Source organism: Patescibacteria group bacterium, assembly GCA_018900835.1.
Taxonomy (GTDB): domain Bacteria; phylum Patescibacteriota; class Minisyncoccia; order Minisyncoccales; family PEYH01; genus PEYH01.
In genome coordinates, this window is record JAHIFQ010000006.1 from 1 (window position 1) to 16090 (window position 16090).

General features: G+C 37.8%; 19 protein-coding genes and 4 tRNA genes. 22 read left to right on the plus strand and 1 reads right to left on the minus strand.

All coding sequences use genetic code 11. The features are described from left to right. The 16 genes from KJ562_01030 to rplL all read left to right on the plus strand — a co-directional run. Positions 1–393 (plus strand): tRNA (guanosine(37)-N1)-methyltransferase TrmD (locus KJ562_01030; GenBank protein ID MBU3964304.1); only part of this gene is annotated, 393 nt, incomplete at its 5' end. An 88-nt stretch (positions 394–481) separates the two neighbouring features. Beyond that, positions 482–565 (plus strand) — tRNA-Tyr (locus KJ562_01035). A gap of 53 nt (positions 566–618) precedes the next feature. Then, complete coding sequence (locus KJ562_01040; protein MBU3964305.1) at positions 619–909, plus strand: hypothetical protein; 291 nt, start codon at positions 619–621, stop codon at positions 907–909. Continuing rightward, a tRNA-Thr gene (locus KJ562_01045) sits at positions 887–963 on the plus strand. Before KJ562_01040 ends, KJ562_01045 begins: the two co-directional genes overlap by 23 nt. 219 nt (positions 964–1182) lie before the next feature. Continuing rightward, the gene (gene rpmG, locus KJ562_01050; protein ID MBU3964306.1) at positions 1183–1353 is read left to right on the plus strand and encodes a 50S ribosomal protein L33; all 171 of its coding nucleotides are present in this window, start codon (positions 1183–1185) and stop codon (positions 1351–1353) included. Between the two features lie 66 nt (positions 1354–1419). Beyond that, complete coding sequence (locus KJ562_01055) at positions 1420–1719, plus strand: hypothetical protein (GenBank protein ID MBU3964307.1); 300 nt, start codon at positions 1420–1422, stop codon at positions 1717–1719. Between the two features lie 2 nt (positions 1720–1721). Then, positions 1722–2063 carry a hypothetical protein gene (locus KJ562_01060; protein MBU3964308.1) on the plus strand — a complete coding sequence of 114 codons (342 nt, stop codon included), beginning with the start codon at positions 1722–1724 and terminating at the stop codon, positions 2061–2063. 9 nt (positions 2064–2072) lie between these two features. After that, positions 2073–2146, plus strand: a tRNA-Trp gene (locus KJ562_01065). Between the two features lie 118 nt (positions 2147–2264). Continuing rightward, positions 2265–3878 (plus strand): efflux RND transporter periplasmic adaptor subunit, encoded by a 1614-nt coding sequence (locus tag KJ562_01070; protein MBU3964309.1) that lies wholly within the window; start codon positions 2265–2267, stop codon positions 3876–3878. A 4-nt stretch (positions 3879–3882) separates the two neighbouring features. After that, positions 3883–4596: an ABC transporter ATP-binding protein gene (locus KJ562_01075; GenBank protein ID MBU3964310.1), complete on the plus strand. Its 714-nt coding sequence runs from the start codon at positions 3883–3885 to the stop codon at positions 4594–4596. Further along, positions 4584–5813 carry an ABC transporter permease gene (locus tag KJ562_01080; protein ID MBU3964311.1) on the plus strand — a complete coding sequence of 410 codons (1230 nt, stop codon included), beginning with the start codon at positions 4584–4586 and terminating at the stop codon, positions 5811–5813. Before KJ562_01075 ends, KJ562_01080 begins: the two co-directional genes overlap by 13 nt. 33 nt (positions 5814–5846) lie before the next feature. Beyond that, the gene (gene pcm, locus KJ562_01085) at positions 5847–6461 is read left to right on the plus strand and encodes a protein-L-isoaspartate O-methyltransferase (GenBank protein ID MBU3964312.1); all 615 of its coding nucleotides are present in this window, start codon (positions 5847–5849) and stop codon (positions 6459–6461) included. Positions 6462–6477: 16 nt separating this feature from the next. Then, the gene (gene mltG, locus KJ562_01090) at positions 6478–7473 is read left to right on the plus strand and encodes an endolytic transglycosylase MltG (GenBank protein ID MBU3964313.1); all 996 of its coding nucleotides are present in this window, start codon (positions 6478–6480) and stop codon (positions 7471–7473) included. A 163-nt stretch (positions 7474–7636) separates the two neighbouring features. Continuing rightward, positions 7637–8182, plus strand: coding sequence for a DJ-1/PfpI family protein (locus KJ562_01095; GenBank protein MBU3964314.1), 546 nt, complete (start codon positions 7637–7639; stop codon positions 8180–8182). 508 nt (positions 8183–8690) lie between these two features. Continuing rightward, the gene (gene rplJ / locus KJ562_01100; protein ID MBU3964315.1) at positions 8691–9221 is read left to right on the plus strand and encodes a 50S ribosomal protein L10; all 531 of its coding nucleotides are present in this window, start codon (positions 8691–8693) and stop codon (positions 9219–9221) included. Between the two features lie 65 nt (positions 9222–9286). Next, positions 9287–9715 (plus strand): 50S ribosomal protein L7/L12, encoded by a 429-nt coding sequence (gene rplL, locus KJ562_01105; GenBank protein MBU3964316.1) that lies wholly within the window; start codon positions 9287–9289, stop codon positions 9713–9715. Between the two features lie 64 nt (positions 9716–9779). Here the strand turns inward: rplL and KJ562_01110 are convergent, their stop codons facing one another. Beyond that, positions 9780–10559 carry a hypothetical protein gene (locus KJ562_01110; GenBank protein MBU3964317.1) on the minus strand — a complete coding sequence of 260 codons (780 nt, stop codon included), beginning with the start codon at positions 10557–10559 and terminating at the stop codon, positions 9780–9782. Between the two features lie 54 nt (positions 10560–10613). On the opposite strand from KJ562_01110, the gene KJ562_01115 reads away from it, so the two are divergent. The 6 genes from KJ562_01115 to KJ562_01140 form a co-directional block, all read left to right on the plus strand. Further along, positions 10614–10687 (plus strand) — tRNA-Val (locus KJ562_01115). 122 nt (positions 10688–10809) lie between these two features. Then, positions 10810–11046 (plus strand): hypothetical protein, encoded by a 237-nt coding sequence (locus KJ562_01120; protein MBU3964318.1) that lies wholly within the window; start codon positions 10810–10812, stop codon positions 11044–11046. A gap of 74 nt (positions 11047–11120) precedes the next feature. Then, positions 11121–11504: a hypothetical protein gene (locus KJ562_01125; GenBank protein MBU3964319.1), complete on the plus strand. Its 384-nt coding sequence runs from the start codon at positions 11121–11123 to the stop codon at positions 11502–11504. Then, complete coding sequence (locus KJ562_01130) at positions 11504–14041, plus strand: ATP-dependent Clp protease ATP-binding subunit (GenBank protein ID MBU3964320.1); 2538 nt, start codon at positions 11504–11506, stop codon at positions 14039–14041. The genes KJ562_01125 and KJ562_01130 overlap by 1 nt, the downstream gene beginning before the upstream one ends. Positions 14042–14127: 86 nt before the next feature. After that, positions 14128–15228: a hypothetical protein gene (locus KJ562_01135; protein ID MBU3964321.1), complete on the plus strand. Its 1101-nt coding sequence runs from the start codon at positions 14128–14130 to the stop codon at positions 15226–15228. A gap of 218 nt (positions 15229–15446) precedes the next feature. Continuing rightward, positions 15447–16090: hypothetical protein (locus tag KJ562_01140; protein ID MBU3964322.1), on the plus strand; the 644-nt coding region annotated here is incomplete at its 3' end.

Here is a 16090-nt window from a genome sequence, read left to right on the forward strand (position 1 = left end):
AAATTAAAAAAATATGAGCAAATTATTTTAATTTGCGGCAGATATGAAGGAGTAGATGAGAGGGTAGCAAAATATATTGCAGACGAAGAATTATCAATAGGGGATTATGTTTTAACAGGCGGAGAAATTCCAGCAATGGTTCTGATAGATGCTGTGAGCCGATTAATTCCTGGAGTCATAAAAAAAGAGTCGCTAAAAGAGGAATCTTTTAGTTTCAAAATTCAAAATTCAAAATTCAAAATTCATGAGGAGTATCCTCAATATACAAGACCAGAAGTTTTTGATTCAGGGAAGAATAAAACAAAATGGAGAGTTCCTAAGATTTTGCTTTCAGGCAATCATAAAGAAATAAATGATTGGAAGAAGAAAAATAGCAGAAGTATTGAAAAGTAAGGCGATTTTTGTTAAGATTGATAATTAATGAATAATCAATTTTCTGTCTCTAATGATTAATTATTAATGTTCAGTAATTTTTATTTTTGGGTAGGTGGCGGAGTGGTCAAACGCATGAGACTGTAAATCTCACGGCCTTAGGCCTACGGGGGTTCGAATCCCTCCCTGCCCATAAATTTTTGCTTTTGCAAAAATTTGAGTTAGTTTGATTCCAACCATATTCATATGATAGCCAAAGAAAAATTAGAAAAATTGTATAAAAGCGGCTTATCGATTCAGGGAATAGTGGATAAAACAGATTGGAGTTATCATCAGGTGATTTACTGGATGGACAAGTATAATATTCATAGAAGATCTCGGAGCGAGGCCAACTATGTAAAATATAATCCTAACGGGGATCCGTTTAAGATTAAAGAAAACCTTACAAAGAATGAAGTTGCGCTTAAAGGGTTGGGTCTAGGAATATATTGGGGAGATGGCGAATTGAAGAAGTGCCTGGGTGGCTTAGTCAGTTAAAGCACCTCATTGGTAATGAGGAGAGCGGCGGTGCAAATCCGCCCCCAGGCTCCAAAAAGATAAATAATAAATATATGGCGACCCATGCCCAAATTTTGCAGAGTAGCGGAAGGCAGTCCGCTTCGCCGAACGAAGTATGCAGCTATTCGCTGCGCGCGGACTGCGAAAGTTAATAAATTATTAAAATTAAAATAAAAGTAAAGAGCGTAGGTGACGGCAAAATTTGAGCAGGGTGCTCATATTTGTAGCTACTCGCTGCGCTCGTAGACAAATATGGCAAAGAAAAAGAAAGCGATTATACGGTTAAAGTGCGATGTGTGCAAAGAAATCAATTATTATACAAGAAAATCCCATGAAGCCACAACAGAAGGGGTAAAATTGGAATTGAAAAAATTCTGCAACAAATGCCGGAAACACACCCTGCACAAAGAAACCAAGAAATAATTCTTATTCCAGAGTATGGAAATACAAATTGTTAAAAATCCCATAAATAAGGAGCAGTTAGATCAAATTGCCAAACAGGGGTTTGGAGAGTTGGTTAAGGCAGTAATTGATATTGGTCAGGGGATTATGGCAATGGGTGGGGATTTCCATTCAGATGAAGAGGTTAAGCTTATGGAACAAGAAGGGTCAAAAAGAGGAGAAACATGGGGGGTTAATATTTACCCCGGCAGGGAAAGGGGCGAATGGATAGAATTTGATTCTATGATTAACATTAAACCATCTTTCAATAATTATTCTCGGGATGTAGAGAGTCCAGAAACTAGATTAAAGATTAAAGATATTTTAAATAGATTAGTCATTGATTGAAGATGAGCAATATTACGATTAAGATTCATAAAGGGTTGAGTCCCGAAAAGTGGGGAGAGTTTTCTTTATACGAGCAGCTTGGGAATATAGGTAGTGAAGTGGGGCGGGCATTGAAATGGAAGGGCAAAGATGAGAAAACTTTTGAAAGCGCTGTATTGCGAGCTCTGGAATTATTTGATTTAACCATGAACGACCCGCGCTGGCTGGGTCGGCTTAAGGAGATTGGCAGGGCAAGAGAGGTTTTTTTGGACGCAGTTTCAGATAAGCGCGAATATGGTGGCTCTTTAGATGGATTGGAAAAATATTTTTATCATTTTGCCGTTCTCGCTCGTCGTAATTTATAAATTAAATATAGGGGCGTAGCTCTAATTGGCAGAGCGGTGGTCTCCAAAACCACAGGTTGCAGGTTCGACCCCTGCCGCCCCTGCTTCAAAAATCCGCCGAGAAACGATCTCGGCAGAAATAGAGTGGAGTGGTCTATGGTTCTATATCAAGGAGGCCTGCAGTTATCATTTAAATAGAATAATTAATTTATTTGATTTTTTATGAAGATACGACTCAAAAAGAAAACTATTATTATTTTGAGTATAATCGCAATTTTGATTGTAGCTGTGATTATTATTTTCGCTTCAAGGAATGGCAATACTTATGATTTTTATACTGTGACTAAAGGTGATGTAGTGCAAGAAATTTCGGAGAGCGGAATAGTTAAAAAAGGAGATATTATTCCTTTGAGTTTTAAAAGCATAGGCCAGATTGAAAAAATATTTATTAAAGCAGGCGACGAGGTTTCAAGAGGAACAGTGTTGGCAAAACTTAATAGCGCTCAATTATATATTCAGCTCCAACAGGCAAAAGCGAATTTGGCATTGGCCCAAGCAGAGTTGGCGAAATTAACAGCAGGCGCAAGCGTGGATGAAGTCCGGGTAGCTGAAACAACAGTGGATAATGCCAAGACCACATTGGAGAATGAGGAGAAAGACCTTGATAACGCTGTTTTATCCGCAGACAACAATCTAAAAGAAACTTATGATGACGCTTTTGATACTTTAAACGATTCTTATCTCAAGGCGTACAATGCACTCACAACAGTGACCTCAATACAGGGGGAATATTTCAGCGACACTTATCAATATTCTCTTGAAGTCAAGGCGCACAAGGACTCAATACAAAAGGCGCAAGCAGAGATGAAAATTTTCTTAGATGAGGCAAAGCTCAATTTTACGGAAAGCAATATTGATTCTGCCCTTGTAAACTTTGAAAAAAACTTAACATATATCCGCGATGATTTAACTGGAATCAGGATTATTATAGAAAGTGAGAACTATCGTAAAACGGTTTCTTCCACAGACAAGACATCTCTGGATACCCAAAGGGGATATATAAATACTGCTTATACGAATATCACTGGAGACCAGCAGAGCATTTCCTCTGCAAAGATTACCAATAAGACCAATATAGACATTGCTGAAGCAAGCGTAGCTTCAGCAAAAGACGCATTGAAAGTAGCAGAGAATAATTTGACTCTTGTTACTGCTGGCCCGCGCTCCGAAGATATTAATCTTTATCAGGCAAAATTGAGAAGCGCGCAAGCGAGTGTAGATATTTTAGAAAACCAAATTTATGACACTAATTTAAGGAGCCCTGTGGATGGGATTGTTGTTTCTGTTGATAAATTAGCAGGGGAGACAGTCCAAGCCACTATTCCGATAATTTCTGTTTTACCTTCAGAAGAATTTGAGATTGAGGTTGATGTTTATGAAGAGGATGTCGTCAAAATCGAGGAAAATGATTTGGTAAAGATAAGCTTGGTTGCGTTCCCAAAAGAAGCATTTGAGGGTCGCGTGATATTTATAGAGCCAACGGAAAAATTGATTGATGGAGTTGTGTATTACGAAGTTAGAATTAATTTTGATTCAGTTCCAGATGGGCTGAAACAGGGTATGACGGCTGATGTTTTAATTATTATTGACTCCAGAGAAAATATATTGGTTGTTTCTGAAGACGCTGTGCAGAAAGATGGAGACAGGGCTATGGTGGAAATTATGGAGAATGGCAAAATAAAAGAGAAGGAAATTCAAATCGGACTTGAAGGCGACAATGACCTAATTGAAGTCATTGAAGGATTGAGAGAGGGAGAACAAGTGATTATTCAATAGAAATATGGAGAAATCAATCATCCGCCTTCAAGATGTTTGGAAGGTTTATCAGTTAGGAAATGTTGAGGTCACAGCGCTTCATGGCGTTAATTTTCAAGTAGAATCAGGTTGTTTTGTTACTATTATGGGCCCAAGTGGCTCTGGCAAATCAACGCTTTTGAATATGATTGGCTGTCTTGATACTCCGAGCAAGGGAAAAATTTTTCTTGACGAGGAAGACACAAGTATTTTCTCCGAAAGCAAATTATCTCAAATAAGAGGCAAAAAAATTGGCTTTATTTTTCAGCAGTTTAATCTTTTGCACAATTTAACTGCCTTGGAAAATGTTATGCTTCCAATGGTTTTTCAGAGCATTCCGCAGGAAAAAAGAAAAAATAGGGCAGAGCATTTATTGGATTTAGTGGGGCTAAAAAGCAGGATGAGTCATTTGCCAGCAGAACTATCTGGCGGCGAGAGACAGAGAGTAGCTATTGCCAGAGCATTTTCTAATGAGCCGGAATTAGTTATTGCTGATGAGCCAACTGGTAATCTTGATTCTCATTCAGGAAAAAAAGTAATGGAGATGCTTACTAAATTTCATCAAGAAGAAAAAGGAACTTTGGTGGTTGTAACCCATGACCCGATGATAGCGGAATATAGCGAACAGATTATAAATATTAAAGATGGTCAGATTATTAAAAATCATTCACAGGCGGAAGATGTTTTATGGCAGAAATAAAAGAATATTTTATAATAGCGATAAGAAATATCAAAACAAGGCGATTGAGGAGTTGGCTCACTATTTTAGGTATTGTGGTGGGAATTTTCTTGGTGATTACCTTGATATCATTGAGTAGTGGGCTTCAGAATTCCATTATGAAACAGTTGAACGCTCTTGGCGGGGAGATAATAATGGTTATGCCTGGTTCTTTAGAAAATTTAATGATGACTATGGCTGGTGGCCAGAAGTTAAGCAAAGAAGATATTCAAGCAGTCAAAGATATAAGAAATGTAGATGTTGCATTGCAAACAGACCAGAAGTCGCAATTTGTAAGATTTAATAATATTCAAAAATCTGTTTATCTCATAGGTCTGCCATTTGATGAGGGAAAGGATTTTTTCACTAATTTCCAAGGATGGGATTTAAGAGAGGGGGATTGGCCAACGCCTGGAAAAAGAGAGTTAATTGCTGGCAGTATTGTGGCTGGCGAAGATTTTTTTGGAGAAGAATTGCATGCAGGCGACACTCTTGTTGTTAATGGTAGAAAATTTAAAGTCAAAGGAATCTTGCATTCAGTTGGCAGCAGAGAAGATGATACTGCTATTTATGTTGATTGGCCTATTTATCAGGAAGTTACAGGAGATAGAACAGGCGATGCCTTTGCTATTATGGTAAAACCCAAAGAAGGTATTTTGCCGGATGATTTAGCAGAGGAAATAGAAGAAGTTTTAGACGAGGTGAGAAAGAGAAAAAGGGGAGAAGATGTTTCTGATTTTTCTGTAATGACCTCTGAAAAAATGGGTTCTATAGTTGGCGGTGTTATGGGCGCTATTCAGGCAGCTGTTTTTCTTTTTGCTGCTATTTCTATTTTCGTTGGAGGATTAAGCATTACCAATGCTATGTACACTGCAGTGAGAGAGCGAACAAGAGAAATAGGAGTAATGAAAGCCATAGGCGCCACCAATAAAGCAATTATAACTATATTTTTGATAGAATCAGGGATTATTGGTTTGGTTGGCGGAGCTGGTGGAGTAATTTTTGGCCTGACTGTTGCCAAGATTGTAGAATATTATGCCAAAGGGGATTCTGCCTTTGGATTAGAAGCATATATCTCTCCTCAATTAATCATTTTTGGATTGTTGTTTTCGTTTTTCGTTGGATGCATGGCTGGTTATTTCCCAGCGAGACGGGCAGCTAAACTTAAGCCCACAGAAGCGCTGAGGAGTTATGAGTAGCCGCTCACCTTATCTCAAATTTACTTTTACAAAATGTCTCTTATAAACGATTTAATTAAACAGGGATGGTTAAAAACTCCGGAGATTATAAAAGCGTTTCAAGCAATTAATCGCAAGGATTTTTTAGGCGATGACTACAAAGAGATGGCAGAGGTAAATGAGGCGTTGCCAATAGGTCTTGGTCAGACAATTTCACAACCATTAGTAGTGGCATTTATGCTGGAAAAATTAGAACCCAAGTCAGGGCATAAAATCCTTGATATTGGCTCTGGGTCTGGTTGGACAAGCGCTCTTCTTGCCCATATAGTCGGTGATAAAGGCAAGGTGATTGGAATTGAAATTATTCCAGAATTAAAAGAATTCGGAGAAAGAAATGCCAGGAAGTATGGATTTATTGAACAGGATAAGTTAGAATTTATCATAGGAGATGGAAGAAAGGGCTATCCGCAAGAAGCTCCCTTTGATAGGATTCTTTGTTCAGCTTCTGCGGAGAGTGTGCCATCTGCTTGGGGAGAACAGGTTGAAATCAACAGTAAAATAGTTATGCCGATAAATAATTCCATCTGCGTTTTCACCAAAAAAGCGAATGGGTCTTTTGAAAAACAAGAATATCAAGGATTTGTCTTTGTCCCGTTGGTGAAAAAATGATTTTAAGAAAAAATAAATGAAAAAAGCCATCTTAATTTTTATAATATTCGCCCTGCTTATCTTTATTTTTGCGCGTATTCAGATTTATGTTCCTCTTTCCGCGGATAGCGCAGAGCGAATATTTAGAGCTGAAGCAGGCGACTCACTCGCCGAGATAGCCGTTAATCTGAAAAATCAGGACTTTATCAGGGGTGATGTTTTTTTCAGTATTTATGTTTATTTGCAGGGCAAAGAATCAGCGCTCAAAGCAGGGGACTATCTGATTTCCAGCTCTATGTCTATAAAAGAAATCGCTGACAAGATTATCAGCGGAGAAACAGAAGGGCTCAAGATTACTATTATTGAGGGTTGGAATATAATGGATATAGCCGAATATCTTGAAGACAAGGGGATTTGTCAGCCAGAAAGTTTTTTGCGAGTAGTTAATTCTTTAGATGGATTGGTCGAAGAATTTGATTTTTTGAGCGATAAACCGGAAAGAAATAACTTAGAAGGATATCTTTTCCCAGATACTTATTGGGTTAAGCCGATAGCTAATCCAGAGGAGATTGTAAGAATATTATTGACTAACTTTGGGAAGAAGATTACTACGGAGATGAGGACAGAGATTCAATCACAAGGCAAAACGATATTTGAAATAATTATAATGGCTTCAATAATAGAAAAAGAGGTGGCTATTGAACAAGACCGTGAAATTGTATCAGGAATTTTTTGGAAACGATTGAAGAATCATTATCCTTTGCAGTCATGTTCCACTGTTGCTTATGCCTTAGGTATTGATAAATGGCGTTATTCTGTGGAGGATACGCAAATAGAGTCGCCATATAATACTTATAAATATGCTGGTTTGCCAGCTGGACCTATTTCCAATCCAGGTCTTTCAGCCATCAAGGCAGCGATTTATCCAAAAGAAAGCAATTATAACTATTTTATGTCAAAACCAGATGGAGAAACTATTTTTAGTAGAACCTTACAGGAACACAATCTTGCCATCCAAAAATATCTGAAATAAACGACGGAATTACCCACCTGACAGAATTACGAGGCCGGGCCTCGTAATTTTCACAAAACCCCGAAACCCACGCCAGATATAGGGAATCTCACAACCCGCCCTGGGCGGGTAATTTTTTAGGGAAAGTTATCCACAGGGGAATTGAAGGCAAAATATTTAAAATATGGGGAAAATAGCTATTATAATTTCTTTTAGGAATTTTAGGGATGAGGAGTATTTTATTCCCAAAGATATTTTTCTTGGCGCTGGTTTTGAAGTTATTACAGTCAGCTCGCAAAAAGGAACAGCTATTGGCGGAAGCGGGGGAGAGGCAGAGATTGATATTACATTTGACGAGATTGATATATCACAGCTTGATGCTGTGGTTTTTGTTGGCGGACCTGGCGCTTATAAATACATTGACGACGAACAGGTCTTGGAAATTATCAGAAAGGCGAATCAACAAGGGAAATTATTGGCAGCAATTTGTATTGCGCCTGCAATTTTCGCGCACGCAGGGGTTTTAAGAGGAAAAAGGGCAACAGTTTGGTCAAGTATAATGGATAAGAAACCAATTAAGGTTTTGCAGGAAAACGGGGCAGAGTATCTAGACAAATCAGTGGTTTGCGATGGAAACATTATAACAGCCAATGGCCCATATTCTGCTGAAGAATTTGGCAAAAGTATAGTTCAACACTTGACTAACAATCCTAAATCTGTTATCATTTAAGAAGCAAAATTTATTAGAACAGGGGGTGATGTTCGAGAAAAATCCTATAATGAGTAGGAAATCGAAAGGTTTTGTAAGAAATATTTAACAACACCGTTCGGATAGCCTGCCTTAAACGCTACAAAGAGACTCGCGGACCCAGCAGCATTCTCGAGCTACTGGGTCTTGTTTTTTGAAAAAGTCGCAACGAGACCCGGTCTCGTTGCTAACAAGAAGTAAAGTGGAGATAGCACACGGAGATCCGCATGGTTACTACCATGATGCTCCCCGTGTCCATTGATTTTAAATAGTCCTTGACAGGATTTTTAAAATAGATATACTGGACAATACAATAGAAATCCTCCCAAATTTTGCTTCGCGAAACTTGAGAGGATGAACCGTAGACAATGGGTCGCGCCTTGGCAATCAAGACGGATAAATCCCATCGAGGTAATAATAGTTAATGATAATTTATCATTGAAGTTATTGGTCTGCGGTAATTCCGGAGACAATTTATTTTTTTAAAGATATGCCGTTAACAAAACAAAAGAAAAAACAAATAGTTGAGACAGTAAAAGAAAATCTTGAAAAACAGAAAGCAATGGTTTTTGTTAATTTTTCTGGTTTGAAATTTAGCGATTTGGTGAATCTAAGGAAGAAATTGAGGGAAGCAGGAGCAAAATTCATAGTAGTCAAAAAAACATTAGCCCAATTGGCTTTTAAAGAAAAGAATCTTGACTTTCCAAAAGAAAAATTAGGAAACGAAATAGCGTTGATATTCGGCTTTGAAGACGAGATAGCGCCGGTAAAAACCGCTTATCAGTTTTCGCAAGAGCAGAATATGTTAAAGCTTATTGGCGGATATATTTCTGATGGGACAAAAAGCGAATTTATGTCAGCAGAAGAAGTTATCGCATTGGCTCAGTTGCCATCCAAACAAGAGCTTTTTGCGAAATTAGTTGGAACGCTTTCTGCGCCGGTTTCAGGATTTGTAACTGTTCAACGACAACTTATAAAAGGTCTGATGTGCGTCCTTGAGGCGATTGCTGAAAAGCAATAATAGTTTTTCAATGGTCAATTATCAATCATAATTAATCAATAATTAAATAATTAATTCATAAAAATATGGCAGAAGACACAAAAGAGGATAAAAAAGAAGAAGTAGTAGTCCCGGAGAAGTTTGCTAAAATCGTCAAAGAGATTGAAGATATGAAGGTGGTTGATTTAGCAGAATTGGTGAAAGTTTTTGAAAAGAAATTTGGAGTAAGCGCAGCTGCGCCAGTAGTAATGGCAGCAGCGCCAGCAGCAGCTGGAGCAGGAGCTGAAGAAGAAAAATCAGAATATGATATAATTTTAAAGACAGTAGGGGATAAGAAAATTGATGTTATCAAAGCTGTCAGAGATGTTACTGCGCAAGGATTGAAAGAAGCAAAGGATATGGTAGACGCAGCAGCCACAGAGCCGCAGATGATTAAAGAAAAGGCAAAGAAAGAAGAGGCAGAAGAAATTAAGAAGAAATTTGAAGCAGCTGGAGCAACAATAGAGCTCAAGTAATTTATTGAAAGAGAAAAGCAAAAAGCCCTAACAAAGGGCTTTTTGCTTTTAAAACCACAAAAAATTACCTGAATATCCAAAAAGACAAAAGCAATATGACAATAAATGCGATAATCAGGGCTATTTTTTTAGCCAAAGGCGTTTTGATAATAGGCCACCACTGTCTTTTTATTCCTTTCTTGTTAATCGCCATCACAAACATCACGCCAGAATATTCTTTCATCTCGCTTTTATTATCCTTTAAAAGTTTAGCCAATGTGTTTGGCGTTACGCTTGGGAAATTGGAAATTGGCTCTGCTATGTGTATGTGAAAAAATTCAAACAATTCTTGAGTTAAGATAATAACCCTATCTTTATCTATGAGATTTCCAGAAGCAACATTGGAAAATATTTGAGTTGGTTTGTCTGGTGATTGTTTTTGGAATTCCAAGTTTTCGCCAATGTCGTGGTATTCTCCGCTTCTTAAAAGAAGCAATTTGACATTGCCTGACTTTGAGAAGTGGATATCAACGCCATTAACAGCAATTGCAGCAATGCTTAAATTTCCAAGCCACCTCACATTGCCTTGAAGCGACAATTCTTCAAGAAACTTGTTTCCTTTTTGAAGTCCTGACTTCAGGGCTTCTAATGGCGTCTTATGGACATCAGAAAAATACCCCTCTTTTATATTATGACTCAAGTCCTCAAGAATTTTTTTGTCTTTTGAAAGCGAGTCGGAAAATTCACCAATAATACATAAATCGCCTAATGGCTTTTCGTGTTCATTTTCCGGCTGGAAATAAAAACTTTTGAATATTAGGCCCTTTTTTGATTTTGGATTGATATGATAATCAAATACCTGCATAGTTTCATTGTAGTCCTTTACTGGCAAAAATTAAAGTAGTAAGATGAGAAAATGGGGCGCATGGCTCAGTTGGTTAGAGCGCTATCCTCACACGATAGAGGCCGATGGTTCGAGTCCATCTGCGCCCACAGCATTCACTGCGCTGTTAAAATCGCCTTAACCAAGGCGGTTTATTGTTTTTTTGTGGTCTTGGGAGTATTATCAGGTTAGCCCATTAATAACTAGAAATGCGCCAAGGAGGTGAATTATTATGGGCATATTTGATGGTAAGAAAACGGAAAGAGAAAGAGGCAAGACAGTTGCCCTGATCAGTGTGACCAAAGATGGCAAAGGGAAGGTTGTAAGAGGAAAGGACTTGGAACGCTTACTCGCTATAATAGAGCAGGCATTCGCGTTGGCTTCGTTGTATGGAGGATTGGAAGGAGATGAACTGGTATCATGGGAACCGCTTGAATCAGTGCGATACGTAATTGAGCGCAGAAAGTAATTGGGCAGGAGTTGATATTTTGAAACATCCTCTTGCCCTTTGTTGTTTTTTCATAACTCTGGTAAAATTATCTAATGAGTCAGAATGTCATTGCTCAATATTTTGTTTGGCATTTTTATGATGTGCCAAAAGAACTCGGCAAGGCGTGGAAAAATTATCTCCGCTCTTATTTGAGTTTCTTTTCCATTGTTGCGTTGGTCAGAACTCTTTTCGCTCCATGGCACGGTTATCAATGGTCTTATGGCAGGGGATTCAGTTTTTCCAGATATGCAGAAACACTTGTCTCAAATACTTTTGCCAGAGTTTTAGGAGCGATAATAAGGATTTTTCTGATCATTTTTGGCGTCATATTTGAAGCCATTATTTTCTTTTTAGGGGCAATCGTTTTTTTCGGCTGGATTTTATTACCGGCAATCATAGTCATATTTTTCGTTTATGGTATTAAATTTCTATTTTAATGTTTAATTTTGATTTCCAAAAAACAGCGATATTCAGGGCAATGCGGATTTCCGAAGGTCTTTTTGCCTCAATGATTTCAGGGCTTAAGGCGATTTTCTTTGTTGTTTCTGTCTGTTCAGCTTTTATATTTATCTTTGCCAACACCGGGGCAGGATTAGGAGATGAATACGATTTTCTTCTTGGTTTTTCTTTAGTTTTCTTTAGTTTTGGAATTATTTGTTTTTTGATAAGCAGTTTTATAAAAACAAAAATTAGTAATCCAAAAATCCCAGAAATAACGCCAGTGGTCAATATAGCAGAATTCTTAAGTATTGATACTGCCAGAGGACTTGATTATGCCATCAAGTTTTCAAAGAAAAAGAATATCTTTCCCATAAATACCAGCATATTTCTTTATTTTCTTTTGAAGGAAAACCCTAAACTGAATTTTATTTTATCGCGTTTATTGATAGACATTGAAGCGTTGGGCCGTAAATTAACAGAACATTTTTCAGCGCAGAAAAGTCAAGATAGTTTGAGCCATGGCATTTATTCCCAGAAATTTGAACAATCCATGAAAGATGCTTTTGAAATCGCCCAAAGCAAAAAACATAAACATATTGAGCCGGGAGATATGTTTTTTGCCTTGGCGAAAAATGAACCCACACTGGGCTTGTTTTTACTGGAAGCGGATTTGAGGCCAAATGATGTAAGAAATGCGGTGATATGGTGGGAGGAAGAAGAGGATAAAAAGAAAAGGCGAAAAAGGTTTTGGGATTATGATAATTTAGCCCGGAAAGGGAGCATAGGCAGGAGTTGGTCAAGCGGGTATACAATCACTCTTGACGAGTATGCAATTGATTATAATCAGTTGGTGCTTAATGAATGGATAGAAACAGTTATTGGTTATGAAAAAGAAATTGAGCAAGTGGAAAGCACTTTATCCAGTCCAGCAATGAATAATGTTCTTTTGGTCGGTGAGCCGGGAGTGGGAATGGAAAATGTTATTAAGGCAATAGCTGTAAAAAGCAACAAGGGACAAAGTTTACAGTCAGTAAATTACAATAGGGTCTTGGAATTGAAAATTCCTCAATTGCTTGCCCAGATGCAGAATCTGGACCAAGTGGAAGATGTTTTGGATAAGATTTTTAAAGAGGCGCTAAATGCGGGAAATGTAATTTTGGTTATTGATGAATTTCATAATTTTGTAGGCAGAGAGCCGGCTCCTGGCAAAGTAGATATCTCCGGCCTTATATCCTCATATTTAAAGTTTCCTGAATTCAAAATTATTGCGATTGCCAGTTATGCCGGTCTTCATAAGAATATTGAAGAAAATCCAACTATTTTAAATCTTTTTTCCAAAGTGGAAATCCAGGAGCCAACACCACAGGAAACAATGAGAATGCTGCAGAAGATGGCGCCTGTGCTGGAAGCCAAATACCATAAATTTATAACCTATCCTGCCCTGAAACAAATTCTGGAATTGACAGGGAGATACATAGCAGATGTGCCGTTCCCGAAAAAAGCAATTGAAGTTCTGGAGGAAGCGATGGTGAAAACAACAACAGAAAAAGGAGGATGGATTTTGCCAGAAGATATTGATAAGATAGTGTCCAGGAAAACTGAAATTCCAGTGGGGAAAATAGAGACAGAAGAGAAAGAGATATTGCTTAATTTAGAAGGGCTTATTCACCAGAGGATTATCAATCAAGAGGAGGCGGTGAGAGAGGTTTCCACTGCCCTACGCAGAGCCAGGGCTAAACTCAAAGAAAGGAAGGGGCCGATGGGAGGATTTCTATTTTTGGGTCCGACCGGTGTCGGTAAAACCGAAACATCAAAGGCGCTGTCAGAAATTTATTTTGGCTCGGAAGAAAAAATGATTCGGCTTGATATGTCAGAGTTTCAATCTCAAGAGGACATCCCTCGCTTGATGGGTTTTTCGGGGACAGAAGGATTGCTCACCACGCCAGTGAGAGAAAATCCATTTTCTCTGATTCTTTTAGATGAAATAGAAAAAGCCCATCCGAATATTTTAAATTTGTTTTTACAGGTTTTGGACGATGGCCGCATCACTGATGGCTTGGGCAGGAGAATAGATTTTAAGAATGCGATTATCATCGCCACTTCCAATGCTGGCTACGAAGTTATTTTAGACGCTTTAAAGAACAATTTGGATTTTAGCATTGTCAAAGAAAAATTATTAGACAAGCTTTTTGACCAAAGGATATTTCGCCCTGAGTTTATAAACAGATTTGACGCAGTAGTTCTATTCAAGCCGTTAAGCAAGGAGAATCTTCTGGATATAGCACAGTTGATGTTTGGCAAAATCCAAGAGGGATTGATAGAAAAGAATATTGATTTTATAATTACTCAAGAGCTCAAAGAGAAAATTGTTGAGCTTGGGTATGACATCACTTTCGGCGCGAGAAATTTGAAAAGAGTAATTCAGGACAAAGTGGAAAATGTTTTAGCAGAAGCGCTTTTGAAGGACGAGATAAAAAGAGGGGATAGGATTGAGGTGGACCCGAAGAGGTTTAAGATTAAAATTTTAGATTAGTCAATAATCATTAATTAATAATCATTAATCAGTAATAATTTATCATCAATCAATAATCACCAATCATTAATTATTAATATAATTTTATGGATGAACAAGAGCAAAATTATAATGTAGGTGGAACCATTAATCAGTCAAGTGAATCTTTGCAAATACCTGTTAAAAAACCGAAAAAGAATATTGTTTTTGGGGTCGCTGTTGGAATAGTTGTTATTATTATTGGAATGGGGATTGTTTTTGCCTCGGGAATCTGGGATCCTGTATGGAATCCATTAAGACCTTCTCCAAATAAGATTATTATGGAGGCGCTGGATAATATGTCAGGACTTAATAGTATGCGCACAATGGCAATAATTAGCATTAAACCAGCAGACAGCGCAGAAGGGAAGACAGAAATAACAATTGATGCCAAAGAAGACAAGATAGACCCGAACAACCCCAAATCGCAGGCATTATTTGATATCTCTTTTGTAAAAGGAGGAATAGAGGTTGGCTTTAACGCAGAATTGCGTTCAATAGATAATGTTTTCTATATGAATGTAACCATACCGCTTGTTTTAACTCTTCAATTAGCTACTTCTGGAATAGATATAAGTGAGTTTGTGGGAAAGTGGTACAAATTTGACCCAAAGGAGTTGGGTATTAATTTGGCGATTTTAAACGATGAGGCCGAATCCGGAAAAATAAAAGACCAAGTAATGAATCTTTTAAATGAATACCCTTTGTTTAAAACAAAATCAAAATTGCGTAACGAGAAAATAGATGGAAATTTAGCATATCATTATCTGGTTGCCATAGACCGCGAGAACGCGAAAAACTTTTTAGTCAGTGTTTCTAAGACAATAAAAGAAGAGCTTGGCTCCTTATTGCCCGTAGAGACGAGTGATGAAGAAAATATAAAGGAAATAGAGGATGCGCTTGAAAAAGCAGGGGACATAGAATTTGAAATCTGGATAGGGGTCAAAGATAAGTATGTTTATAAGATTGAGGCAAATGAGAGTTTCTATGCGCTTAATAAGGATAGTGGACAGACAGAGAAAACCGCTTTGGGTTTTGAAATGATTTTTTCCGAGTTTAATCAGCCACAAGAGATTCTTGCGCCTGACAGTCCAAATAATATAATAGATTTATTAATGCCATTTTTTCAGATGTTCATGATGGGAGGCGTAACAGGGATTCCTTTATAATGGAACTGAAACTTGTGGAGGATAGCCCCGACAAGCGTATGAGTAGTTATTTTATAGTCAAACAACAAGGCGGACAGGATGTCCGCCTTGTTGTTGGTCTGGTCAAAATTATTGACAATTTTTTTTAACAGGCGTAAACTATAATAATCTATTGACAAAATATATAAAATAGTGTACAGTTAGGTCAAAACTAATAGCGTTATATTGGCATAAAAAATATGAATAAAGCAAAAGTATTTTTTGTTGTTATAACTCTTTTTGCTCTTGTATTATTGGTTCAACCTTTTCTAAAGGCGCATTTTGCGTTTTCAGGGAATGTGTCTGATTCTGCAGGGGATTATATTGCTTATGCCCAAATCTGTCCCACCGGCTGTACAGACGAATGCTCATACTATGGTCAAAAGACCTGCGCTAGCAATACCAGTTACAAGACCTGCGGAAACTATGATTGCGATACTTGTTTAGAATGGTCTTCTATTACAAGCTGTGGAGCTGGCAAGGTCTGCCAGAATGGGAATTGCGTTGTGGAATGCACAACCCACAACTACAAATCCTGTAATGACAATGATGTTTATTGGTACAATTCCTGCAATGCGAGAGAGGATAAATCAAGCGAATGCGGGGATGATGGATGGACAAGCGATTATCAATGTTCAGGCAATATTTTACAAAGAAAATGGTTAGACAAGGGGTGCTCTAATGCTTCTTGTTTTTCCAATGCTTCTTGGAAAACCAGTCAGGACTGCGGTAGCGATTCTTGGACTAACAATTACAGATGTTCAGGAGATTCAATTCAAAGAGAGAAGAACAAAAAAGGATGTTCTGGTTCTTCTTGCTACAATTACAATCAATGGGAAAATTA